Annotated in this window: 8 protein-coding genes and 2 pseudogenes; 5 read left to right on the top strand and 5 right to left on the bottom strand. The window is 35.9% G+C overall.

The window, feature by feature from the left end; translation table 11 throughout:
- Positions 1 to 34: 34 nt before the first annotated feature.
- The gene (locus CDIMF43_RS12285) at positions 35 to 1,498 is read right to left on the bottom strand and encodes a helix-turn-helix domain-containing protein (RefSeq protein ID WP_074401673.1); all 1,464 of its coding nucleotides are present in this window, start codon (positions 1,496 to 1,498) and stop codon (positions 35 to 37) included.
- A gap of 153 nt (positions 1,499 to 1,651) precedes the next feature.
- On the opposite strand from CDIMF43_RS12285, the gene CDIMF43_RS12280 reads away from it, so the two are divergent.
- From CDIMF43_RS12280 to CDIMF43_RS12260, 5 genes are all read left to right on the top strand, one after another.
- The gene (locus CDIMF43_RS12280; protein ID WP_109842166.1) at positions 1,652 to 4,798 is read left to right on the top strand and encodes a hypothetical protein; all 3,147 of its coding nucleotides are present in this window, start codon (positions 1,652 to 1,654) and stop codon (positions 4,796 to 4,798) included.
- Positions 4,799 to 4,839: 41 nt separating this feature from the next.
- The gene (locus tag CDIMF43_RS12275; protein ID WP_074401675.1) at positions 4,840 to 5,397 is read left to right on the top strand and encodes a WxL domain-containing protein; all 558 of its coding nucleotides are present in this window, start codon (positions 4,840 to 4,842) and stop codon (positions 5,395 to 5,397) included.
- A 59-nt stretch (positions 5,398 to 5,456) separates the two neighbouring features.
- Complete coding sequence (locus CDIMF43_RS12270) at positions 5,457 to 6,491, top strand: DUF916 and DUF3324 domain-containing protein (RefSeq protein WP_109842165.1); 1,035 nt, start codon at positions 5,457 to 5,459, stop codon at positions 6,489 to 6,491.
- A 262-nt stretch (positions 6,492 to 6,753) separates the two neighbouring features.
- Positions 6,754 to 8,148, top strand: a complete 1,395-nt coding sequence (locus tag CDIMF43_RS12265) for an L-cystine transporter (RefSeq protein ID WP_074401677.1) — start codon at positions 6,754 to 6,756, stop codon at positions 8,146 to 8,148.
- A 139-nt stretch (positions 8,149 to 8,287) separates the two neighbouring features.
- Positions 8,288 to 9,256 carry an endo-beta-N-acetylglucosaminidase family protein gene (locus CDIMF43_RS12260; RefSeq protein WP_109842164.1) on the top strand — a complete coding sequence of 323 codons (969 nt, stop codon included), beginning with the start codon at positions 8,288 to 8,290 and terminating at the stop codon, positions 9,254 to 9,256.
- Positions 9,257 to 9,321: 65 nt separating this feature from the next.
- Here the strand turns inward: CDIMF43_RS12260 and CDIMF43_RS13970 are convergent.
- The 4 genes and pseudogenes from CDIMF43_RS13970 to CDIMF43_RS12245 all read right to left on the bottom strand — a co-directional run.
- A pseudogene (locus tag CDIMF43_RS13970) lies at positions 9,322 to 9,693 on the bottom strand (ABC transporter permease); the annotation flags it as partial.
- A 168-nt stretch (positions 9,694 to 9,861) separates the two neighbouring features.
- A pseudogene (locus CDIMF43_RS13965) lies at positions 9,862 to 10,476 on the bottom strand (ABC transporter permease); the annotation flags it as partial.
- Positions 10,477 to 10,563: 87 nt separating this feature from the next.
- Complete coding sequence (locus CDIMF43_RS12250; protein ID WP_034568395.1) at positions 10,564 to 11,256, bottom strand: ABC transporter ATP-binding protein; 693 nt, start codon at positions 11,254 to 11,256, stop codon at positions 10,564 to 10,566.
- Between the two features lie 15 nt (positions 11,257 to 11,271).
- The gene (locus CDIMF43_RS12245) at positions 11,272 to 12,132 is read right to left on the bottom strand and encodes an efflux RND transporter periplasmic adaptor subunit (protein WP_109842163.1); all 861 of its coding nucleotides are present in this window, start codon (positions 12,130 to 12,132) and stop codon (positions 11,272 to 11,274) included.
- Positions 12,133 to 12,210 lie beyond the last annotated feature (78 nt).

Genomic DNA, 12,210 nt, shown 5'->3' with positions numbered 1-12,210 from the left:
CTGATTTAACGGGGTTTTTTGATACATAATTAAGCTACCGCTGATTTTTTTCAAGAAGATACAGAATCAATGAGTAAAGTTGATAAAACTGCTTTGTTCCATCAGATTGATCCAGTAAGAAAAAAGAAGCATCCTTTTTCGTTGAAAAAATCATATAATCTGAGATAATCAAATCAGCATGATTTGAGTTGGTTGTAAAGGTAAGAACTGATTCATTAAAAATTGAAACCAGTTTGTAAACGAGAGTCTTTTCAAAGACAATATTTCCATTAAAGTTAAGATAAATGCTTACATTTGTATTGCTTTGAGATTCAATAATCAAGTAAAGCGTATTGACTAGCGTATAGCGATACGTTTCTTTTTTTTCAACTGTCCAAACAGGGTTGTCCGTTTGAAAAGAATCGTAACAAGCCACGACTTTGTCACGGACAGAATCTTTTGTAGTGGATCCATCTTTGCTATGAAGGTAAACTTCTTTAAAATCATATTGAAAATAATCCATTGCATATAAATGAATGACTAAAATATAAAACCACTGTTTAAAACTATCTGAATTAGGCTGTAATTGCTTGATGTGAAATGAATTTGTTACATGTTGAACCATATCTTTCGCCAAATCAACTAACGGTAAATTAGTCGAAAGCAGTAAGCTGCCTCCATTTTGAGTTCGACTAGAATGTGAATCTAGACTAGGAATAAAAATACGTAAACAACAACGAATAAAGGTTCTTAAAACAGAAGAATCTTTTGTGACGGGTAATTGCTGAACCAATTTTAAAATAGCAGAATCTTTAAATTCAGCCTCAATTTTTTTAGAATCAATATCTGAATAGATAAGCGTATCAAAAATGCAATTTAGGTATACATTTTCATCTAATTGGATTTGATCAGTATCTAGCTGTAAGTTTTGAATCATTTCATCAATGGAAAAATCATGGTATTTTGTTGTGTGTTCGGTTGAATGTGCGGACAAGGAATGAAGCGCTAGAGTTATTAAATAACGAAACATAAAAAGATTACTTTCTCTACCCACTAGAGCAACATATTTATTTTGAATCGTCAAAGTTAAATGGAATTGCTTGATTTTCTCGTTGATAACTGGAATAAGTTGATAAATATAAGGGTTTGAAAGAGTTAATTTTGTTGAAATATCAACTAAAGCATAGTCTTTTTTTTCAAAAAAGAGTTGAATGAATTGATAGCTTGAAGACAGGTTGAGGTAATGGATAAATAAAGTGTTAACAATCGAAACAGAAGAAATTTGATACTGTTGTTTAGGGGTTAAAAAGATGGATTCTTCTTGAAAATCTAATACAAATTCAAACCCAATTTGTTCCAAATCACTAACTAAATTTTGAAGTTGTCGTAACACAGAAGCTTTTGATAAGGCTTCTTTTTTTTGCAGAGATACAAGGTCATTATTTTGAGAAAAAGTCAGGCTGTAATACAAATTAATTTTAGTAGCTTCATTTTTTTTTATAAATTCCTGTAGAAACATAGCAGAGCCTCCTAATGTTTTGTTGTTGTTTGTTATTTAATCCATTATGTAAAAAATAAAAAAATTGAAAAAAAGAGCATAACTAAATAGATTGAGCAAGTATAAGAGTTGGATTATACTGTGTAAGAAATCAAGAGTGTAAGGAGTTGGCCCATGAATAAAAAAAGGTTATGTTGTTTCATCGTATTTAATATCTTCGTTATTTTAACAATGTTCTCCTCAGAAATCAAGGCAACTGACATTCAAGATGGACCTTTGTCTTATAACGAAAAAAATCAACCGTATCTTCGTGTCAAGATCGTTGAAGAAAATTCAATGTTGACAATTCGCTTACTAAATCAAGTGGCGCTTGATTTAGAAACAACGACATTAAAAAATCCTGATGTAATTATTACGGATCAAGAAAACCAACGAACAGTCGATTTTCAGATAAACAATACAGTTAAAGAGGTACGACTATTTTTCAATCCTCAAACAGTAGAAAGTGGAGAAATCGAAATCAAACAAAATAATCAAGTCCAAACCTTGAAGCTTGTTAATAAGGAACCAGAAAAAGAGTCTAGTGTAGAATCTACAACACTAGAACAAAAAGATTCTGCTGAAGAAACAGGCGAATCATCGGCAGTACCAAAAGAGTCAGAGCAATTAACAGAATCTGCGGTGGAAGTGATTGATGAAACCGAGCCAAACACTGACATGCCGGAAACGAAAGACCTTTACAAACAGTCTCAAACAGTACAAGAACTCTATGAAGAGGATATTCAAAAAGAAGGCTGGCAATCGGAGGAAGAGAACAACTACTTAGTGAAGCCGATTTCTGATAACCAAAGACTGTCTTATGGTTTTGCCAATGACTCAGACATTTTTTTGACTGATTTATTTTCAACAGATGCTGCTGGACATCAATTAAGTTATCGACATAATATCAATACGGGTTCAAATCGTTCCGTGCGTTCCTACTACTTTCAAGAAGAGTCAGATTACAAAGAGCTAGATGATGTGAAGTTACAATTTGTATCAAAAAAAGGAGAGTCCATTCGAGGATATGGTGAATTCACAGTTTCTAATAAGGTTGTCGTTGATGTTTGGACTTACCATGTTCTTGTAAAAGTAACATTAACTGCAGATGCAATGGGAAATGTAAAAAAAGAAGTAGCATACAAACGCGTGGATAAGCCGATTATCGACCTTACACCATTAAAAATTGGTTATTCAGAATTAACCGATACCGATTTAAATGGGAAAGATGGAGTAGATGTCAATTATATTGGAAATAAAAAAGGGATGTACATTGAAAGCGATCCTTATAAAGTCATGTTTCATGTTTTAGATAAGGATGGGCCAAATCAATGGAATGCAGGACCAGGGAGAAAATTTTTAGTTTGGGCGACGGCACCATCTGATTTTTTTAGTAAACCATGGGGAATCTGGACCACCATTCATGGTGCAGAAAATGTTGAAGGAAAACCAAGTGAGCTTATCAAGCATTACGATGATTCGGCTGTTGGTTTCCGTTGGAATGCTGAAACTTTAAAGCCAAAAAGTAGCCGTACTTTTAGTTATAACATCAACTTAGGAGAACCAAAGCCACCGAAATTGATTTTGGAGGATATTCCTTCTTCCGTATTGAATGGGGAATTTTTCCCAACAGATATTAGCGGTACTGTAGTGGATGAAGATAGTAGCAAAGTAGCGCTTCACTACTGGGTTGATGAAGAGAAGGAAGGAACCTCGGTTAATGTTGACACGGCTTCCCATCAGATTCAAAATGTCACAATTAAAAAAAATGAGCTTAATCAGTATTTAACCTCAAAAAAATTAAGTACCGGCAAACATACGCTCTATTTTGTTGCTCAAGACGAAGAAGACCATTCCTCTAAAGTGGTTGAAAAAGAATTTACAATTGTAAAATCCGGAGATAAGTATATTTTTGATGCCACGCTTAAAAATCAATCAAGCTTTATTAATGCCATTCATGTAGGCGATAAGCTTCACTACAAAATTTTCTTTGAAAATCTTAAGATTGCTAATCTAGCAGGACGTTTTATTAATGAAATTCCAGTAGAATTACAACTAGATAAAGATTCTGTTAAAGCAACAGTTGATAAACAAGACATTGGAAAGTCTCTTTTAATCAGCACAGATCGAATTGCTATTAACGATTTACCTTTGAAAAAAAATCAAATTTTTCTACTTGAATTTGATGTAACGGTTAAAGACAGTGGGCTTCATAAAATGCTTGATGACGTTATTAACGAGTCGAAATTTAAGAATGAGACGATTGAAGTGAAGCAAAAATCGCTAGGAAGCGAAGGGAAAATTTTAGACAATCCTAAGCCCTACATTTCTTTTAGCACCCCAGAAGAAGAGGTTATGGCAGGTGAAAGTGCCAACTTGAATTTTGAAATTGGAAATCAATTAACAAATGTAGAAGATTTCACTAAAAAAGCGACAACCGAAAATGGTGAATGGCGACAAGTTCAATTTTTATTGCCACCTAAATCAAAAGAAATCAACTACGAAAAAGTGGAATTACTAGATCGTAAAGGCCAATTGATTGCGTTGATGAATAGTAGTGGAGAGGTAGCTTACTCTAACGAGGAAGATCAACAACACATTCAGCTTTCTTATCAGCAAGCAGATGTGACAAAAAATAAGGAAATTCTTGAATCTCCTTTTAAAGAAAATCTCAAACCAGAAGAAAAAGCAGTTTATGTCGCTATTGATTCTATTGCAAAAGGAGAATCCTATCAAATTAAAGTAGAGGCTAAAATTGATAAAACAATCAAAGAACAAATAGTCGAATTTAAATCATTTGTTAGTGGAAACAACGAAGTGAATGATGATAAATCTATCGAATTGGGCATGTCCTATATTGCTATTAAACCTGCAGCTGAGTTGAAGGTCCTCGTACCTAATGATATTTCTTTTGAGGCCAAAGCCGATTCCTCCATTTTAGAAACTAAAGGGCAACGATTTTATCCAGCAAAACCTTTTACAGTCCAAGTCATCAACACAACAGATAATCCTAATTGGTCACTAGCCGTTACAGGTGAACTCGAACCGATTACTGGTGGAAGTGGAAACAAAGCTATTAAACTTTCCTTGTTAGATGGCAAGCCAATCAACGGCACCGTTTCCTCAAAAGATCACACCTCAACAATTGCCTTTAAATCCAAGCAAACTGATGAAGGCAATGATTTAGTTGGAATACTCACAAAGGCTACTCGATCAGGTGCTTATAAAGGTACGATTACGTGGCAATTAAACAACGTTATAACGGCTGACGATCCCCGTTAGCTTACTATATAATAAAATTTAAAAGAAAAGGAAGATGAGAAATGAAAAAATTAGTAGTTAGCTCAGTAATTTTACTTGGAGGCGTTAGTACACTTGCAACCACAACTTTTGCAGCTGGAAATGAGGCAATCGTTAATACAGATAATACTTCAAAGGTAACAGGAAACGTAGCAGGCGGAAGCTTAACAGCTACAATCGGTGATGTTGCCTTTGGCGATACGAAATTAGCCGTTAATGATAAAAATCAAGTGACAATCGAAGATGCAGATGCACGATCATCAATAAAAGGTCAAGTAGTAGATTTACGTGGTGAAACAGGTCAATGGTCATTAGTTGTATCAAGCTACGAAATGAAAAATGCAGCAGACGAAACGATTCCAAGTGCGCAAATTAACTTTGAAAAAGGAACAGATTTAAAAGAATTTTCTTTAACAAATGATGAAGAAAAAGCATTGCCATTTAATTCAAAAGATTTTGAAATTAGTGACTTACAATTGCGTTTCAAAGAAAATCCAAAAGAATTGAAAAAAGGTGCGCTTAATGGTGTAATCCACTGGACATTACAAGCAACTCCTGAAAAAGAAGATACATTTAGATAAAAAAAGCCAGACAAAGCAGAGGGATCTTGGTCCCTCTATTTTGATAGAGAGGATCCATTATGAAAAAACGACTTAGTCTATTTATAGCGTTCTTAGTATTGCCACTACTGGGACAAACCGCATATGCAAGTGAAGGAATGTCCATAACGGTTCAACCCATTTTACCAGAAAATCAGCGTCACAAAGAGCTATCTTATTTCGACTTGCACATGGAAGCTGGGCAAGCTGAAGAAATTGGCTTGAAAATAACGAATCAATTAGATGAGACAATTCAAGTAGAAGTTGCGCCACATAATGCTTTTACCAATAATTTAGGAGTGATTGATTACAGTCAAGAAACACCAAGTTTAGAAACAGAAAAAGCGCACACCTTAGTCTCGATGCTGTCTGAAAAACAACTTGTAACCATAGCACCACATGAAGAAAAAAACGTGATGTTTCAATTAAAAATGCCGGCTGACTTTTTACCAGGTGCAGTCTTAGGAGCTTTTTATGTCCATCAAATCGAAGCAGGAAACACGGATAAATCAGAAAATAAAGTAACAATCAGTAATGATTTTTCTTACGTGGTAGGGGTGAAGCTTTCTGAAAGCGATCAACTATTAAAACCCAAACTAGCGCTAAAAAGTGTTCGCGCTGGGGTGGACGAATCAAATCATACTTCAATTCTAGCAAAAATCGCTAATCAAGAAGCGACAATTGTAAGAAAATTAGCCATCAAGTCAAAGGTAATTGAAAAAGGAACAAGTAACGTATTGTACGAATCCACGGAAGAAGATCTTTCAATGGCCCCTTATTCTTCCTTTGATTATGCCGTATCTTTAGAAAATCAAGAATTAAAAGCTGGAGAATATGTAGTGGAACTTGAAGTAAGCGATATTGATCACAATGAGTGGCAATTGAAAAAAGAGTTGACTATCAAAAAAGACGAAGCTAAACGATTTAACCAAGCTGCATTTGATGTAGAAAAAGAACCATTTAATGTTAAATGGATTTATTTATTAGTAGGAATTATTGTTGTCTTATTAATTGGCATAGGGTTTTTAGTCGTTAGAATTAAAAAAAATGAAAAGAAAACAGCTTTCAAAAAATAATTTGAAAGCTGTTTTTTGGGGATAAAATAACTGATTTCTTCTAAAAATGTACTTTTTTTTTTAATTATTAACAATTAGTGTTGCATTTTTATTGCGTTACTTACTTTTTTAATGTAAAATTTAACAATCACTGCTAATTGAGTTTAATTCTCAGTAGTAGGACAGTTGCATTTATGTGTGGCTTGTCTGGGACCTTTAATCTTATGATATATCATCCATTTCCCCGTCATAGGAAGTGGACAACTAAAGGGAGGATTTATCCATGACAAATCTTATTAGTATTATTCTTATCTTGGTATTCTTTGCTGCCGCACTTTACGGCTTCTATTGGATGCAAAAGAAACACGTAAAATTTTCAACGCGTGTCTTTACCGCACTAGCTGTAGGTATTGTATTTGGTGCCATTATTCAAGTTATTTTTGGGGCACAAAATGATGTAACCACTCAAGCAATTAGTTGGGTGAGCATTGTAGGAAATGGGTATGTCAGCTTGCTTCAAATGTTGATTATGCCATTAGTATTTGTTTCGATTGTCGGAGCATTCACTAAGTTAGAAGTTTCTAAAAAATTAGGTAAAATTAGTTTTACCGTAATTGGAACGCTATTAGCAACGACCGCCGTTGCCGCGTTAATTGGAATTTTTAGTGTTTTCGTCTTCAATTTAGACGGAGCAACCTTTGTTCAAGGAGAAGCAGAAACTGCTCGTATTGAAGCATTAGCTGAAAGACAAGAAGCAGTGAAAGATTTAACAATTCCAGAACAAGTAGTTAGTTTTATTCCAACAAATGTCTTTTCTGATTTATCAGGCACACGTTCAACAAGTACGATTGCAGTTGTTATTTTCTCTGCATTTATCGGAATTGCGTATCTAGGTGTGAATAAGAAAGATCCTGAAACAGGCGAATTTTTTGCGAAATTAATCAATAGTTTATATAAAATCGTGATGCGAATTGTCACGCTAGTTTTACGTTTAACACCATACGGAATCTTAGCTTTAATGATTAAAGTAACTGCAACAAGTGATGTCAAAGCCATTTGGAATTTAGGTAAATTCGTTGCCGCTTCTTACTTTGCGTTAGCCATTGTGCTGATTATGCATTTATTGATTTTAGCTTTCGTTAAAGTGAATCCATTACAATATTTAAAAAAATCATCAACTGTTCTTGGTTTTGCCTTTACATCAAGATCAAGTGCTGGAGCAATGCCTTTAAATATTGAAACTCAAACAAAAGCATTAGGTGTGGATGATGCCACTGCTAACTTTGCTGCCAGTTTTGGTTTATCAATTGGTCAAAATGGATGTGCGGGTGTCTATCCTGCAATGCTAGCAGCGATTGTAGCACCAACAGTTGGAATTGATGTGTTTAGTCCATTATACATTTTGACAATCGTAGCAGTTGTTACAATCAGCTCATTTGGTGTAGCAGGTGTGGGTGGTGGAGCAACATTTGCTTCATTAATCGTTTTAGGCTCATTGAATTTACCAATTGCTATCGTAGGGTTGGTTATCTCAGTTGAACCACTAATTGATATGGCAAGAACAGCTATCAACGTTAGTGATAGCATGGTTGCGGGTATTGTCACTTCAAAACGTATCAATGAATTTAATTCAGACGTTTTAAATGATAAAGACGCAGTTATTGAATCAAGCATGTAGTCCTAAGAAGCTTCTATAAGAGACCATCTTATAGAAGCTTTTTTATTTATAAAAGTAGATAGGTATGATTTTACTTCTAAGAATCAATATGTTAAATTTTAATATGTAAGCGTTATCAATAAATAAAAGGAGTGTTTTGATGAAAAAGAAACAAAAAATGTTGGTTGCATTAATGATTGGCTGCATTAGTTTTTTACTACTCCCTACAACGTCTTTAGCTGCAGGAACGCAAGAGAATCAAGAACCGATTATGATGGCTTACTATCGCACCTGGCGAGACGTAACGATGCCTTCAGATGCAAACTCTAATCTACCAGATAAAAATGTAACCTCAATGCTTGATTTGCCTAAAGAATTAGATATTGTTTCAGTCTTTCACTATGTCAAACCAGGAACTGATCAGCAAAAGTATTGGGATACCTTAAAGAATACTTATGTCCCTGAGCTTCATGCAAGAGGAACGAAGCTGGTGAGAACGATTGATATTAGTGAGCTTTTAAAAGTTCCAGCGCAAAATGGCCAAAAACCTACGACTGCGGATTATGAAAAATATGCAGAAAAATTGCTTGCGACTTATGTGACACCATGGAATTTAGATGGATTGGATGTTGATATGGAAACCAACTTAACAGCAGATCAAATTGAAGTGGCTACAGGTGTTTTTAAAGCCTTGTCTACGAAATTAGGGCCACAATCTGCTACAGGAAAACTCCTCATTTACGATACGAATCAAACCAATCACGCCTTGTTTAAAAAAGTTGCTCCTTACTGTGATTATTTGTTTTTACAAGCCTATGGTGGCAGCATCGCGCGTTTAGATCGTACTTGGGAAAGTTACAAGGAAAGCATTACACCACAGCAATTTTTACCTGGAATTTCTTTTCCAGAGGAACAAGATCATAACAAATGGGATGATACGATTGAACCGTATGAAACAAGTAGAGCTTATTCCTATGCGATGTGGAACCCAAAAGAGGGTGCTAAAGGCGGTATGTTTGTTTACGGTGTTGATCGCGATGGGAAGACATTTGGTGACGATACCATTTCTAAAACCGATTTTAGTTGGACGAAACGATTGATGAAATCGATGGGGAAAACAGTTGAATAAATGAAAAGACGGTTCAAAACAAGAGTAATTGTCTTGTTTGGAACCGTCCTTTTTAAGTTGAAAACTTATTCGTAACGCAAGGCTTCAATCGGATCAAGACGTGCTGCTTTTCTAGCAGGGTAGATTCCAAAGAAGACACCCACCGCAGAAGAAAAGAGCAAGACCATGACGATTGAACCAAGGGTAATACTTGGAACGATATCCAAGGCACTAGCCACTCCATTTGCAAGGAGGATTCCTAAAATCAATCCGATAATTCCTCCAATTAAGGAAAGAATGACAGATTCCATTAGAAACTGGAATAGAATGGTATTGGTTGTTGCACCAAGAGCTTTTCTTGTTCCAATTTCTCGTGTCCGTTCCGTTACCGAAACGAGCATAATATTCATGACGCCAATACCACCTACTAACAAAGCAATACCAGCAACAGCAGCAATAAAGTTGATAAATAAACCTAAAACAGAGTCAACTTGATCCAATGCTTGTAAGAAGTTTGTGGCTGTGTAGAAATCTTTTCCAACGGCATCATGTCTTGTTTCAAGAAGTCGAACCATTTGTTTAGAGGCAGACTCAATATCGTCTTTACTTGCAACTTGTACAGTAACGCTATTGATCGCTGCAACGGTTGGATCGAGCTTTGCCATGGTTGTAAGAGGTGTTGCCAAATAGACCGGCATTTTACTTGTGTCAAAAGAGCCTTGCATTTTAGCAAAGGTTCCTTTGGTGACACCAATAATTTTCAAGCTAATGGTAGTTCCACCAACACTTGCCAAATTAATTTTTTCCCCAACGACGTCCTTACGACCTTTAAAAAGGGCAGCAGCAGTATCTTCACTCACTACGGTGACATTTTTGGCATCTTCGTATTCATTTTGATTGAAGTAGCGACCATACACCAATCCTTTGTCCATCATTTGGTTTGTGTATTGCAAATCTGGCGTTCCACCGATTGCTAAAGCGGACTTTTTCTCATAGGTAGAAGAAGCAGTACCGTTTAGTGTCTTATCAGGTGAAATCCGTTCAATTGTTGGGATACTTGTTTTTAATGCTTGTAAATCTTTGTCATTTAAAGAATCACTTTTTGAAGCTTCATTGCTGACGCTTAAAGAGACTGTAGACGCACCTAAATCATTGAATGTTCCTGTAATTTGACTCGTCGCACCATTCCCTACGGCTAGAATTGCGATAACGGAAGCAATCCCAATAATAATGCCTAGCATTGTTAAAAATGAGCGCATCTTATTTGCAAAAATACTGTCTAAAGCCATTTTGAAATTCTCTTTTAGATTCATGAAAACCCTCCTTTCCTATAAAATGACTTGGTTCTCTTGAATTTTGTCATCTTGGATTTCGCCATCTTTAAAAGAAACAATCCGTTTTGTATAAATGGCAACTTCAGGTTCATGAGTAACCATAACGACGGTCGTCCCTTCTGCATTTAACTCTTGGAAAATCCGCATAATTTCAATTGTCGTTTTTGAATCTAAGTTACCAGTTGGTTCATCTGCCATTAAAACAGCTGGATTATTGACAATCGCGCGAGCGATAGCCACCCGTTGTTTTTGTCCACCAGAGATTTCATTTGGTCGGTGTTTCACTCGATCACTCAATCCCACTCGGTCCAATGCTTTTAAGGCCCGTTCGCGACGCTCTTTTGCAGGGATCCCGCCATAAACCATTGGCAGTTCCACGTTTTCTAGAATCGTCATACGCGGCATTAGATTAAAAGATTGAAAGACAAATCCAATCTCCTTATTGCGGACATGGGCACTTTGATTGTCACTTAATCCTGTTACATTTTCCCCATTCAAAATGTATTCGCCACTATCAAATCGATCAAGTAAGCCTAAAATATTCATCATCGTTGATTTACCAGAACCACTAGGACCCATGATTGCAGTGAATTCGCCTTCTTGAATGTGAAGGGAGATTTTTTTTAAGGCCGTTAATTCTTCGCCACCAGTGCGGTAGATTTTAACGATATCTTTTAAATCAATCATCTTTCTTCACTCCTTTTATTTAGCTGTGACACGGGTACCATTTTTAATGCTGTCGTCAGGAGTTAGAATTACTTTTTCTCCTTTAGTTAAGCCTTTATTGATTTGAACAAGGTTATCTGATTGAATTCCTGTTTCAATCATCACTTTTTTAGCTTGATCTTTTTTAATCGTATAAACAAACGGTTTATTTTCTTTGTCGTACAATAACGCTTCAACAGGAATCGTTAAGGCATTATCTGCAGTGTTGGTTGTAATGTCTGCATCGATTTCAAAGCCAGCAAATAAACCAGCAGGAGGCGTATCAAAAACAATTGTGCCGCCGAGTGCTGTATTTGAACCAGTAGCGCCAGTTGTGGTGGTTGCCACTGGATCGATTGCAGAAACACGACCTTTAAAGGTTTCATTTCCAGTTCTTAGCGTTACAGCTTGATCTTTTTTGACAATACTTGCATCTGATTTAGAAAGTGAAATAGCGACTTTTAAGTTGCTTAAGTCTGCTAGAGAAACAGAAGGCTTAGCAGTTTGAGCACTTAAATCAGCCTCATCTTTTTTGACATTTAGCGCTGTTACGGTACCAGCAAAGTTTGCTTTTAATTTTGTACCATCAAGATAAGAGACTAAAGTAGCGTCCTTTTCAACGGTATCGCCAACAGCAACATTGACTTCTGAAACGACACCTTGACCGTAAGCATCTTGCGTTTCAATAGGCTCTAATTTCCCGGTCGTAGACAATGTTTCTACCACAGTTTTCTCTTTGACCTCTGTAGTTGAAACGGTACTTACTTTTGCTTTTTCTTTTGGACCAAAGACACTGAAACCGATAAAGACTACCGCTGCAATGACAATTAAAAATCCAAGTATTTTTTTCCAATTCATTGAGTTCATCCTCTCTTAATAAAAAGCTATTTGTGAATGACTTATTTTAACATAAAAAGTGACAGATTGTCATTTGAG

Origin of the sequence: Carnobacterium divergens (genome assembly GCF_900258435.1) — a bacterium.
GTDB lineage: Bacteria > Bacillota > Bacilli > Lactobacillales > Carnobacteriaceae > Carnobacterium > Carnobacterium divergens_A.
The sequence above is the reverse complement of the archived record's forward strand: the minus strand, read 5'-3'. Positions and strand labels throughout refer to the sequence as shown.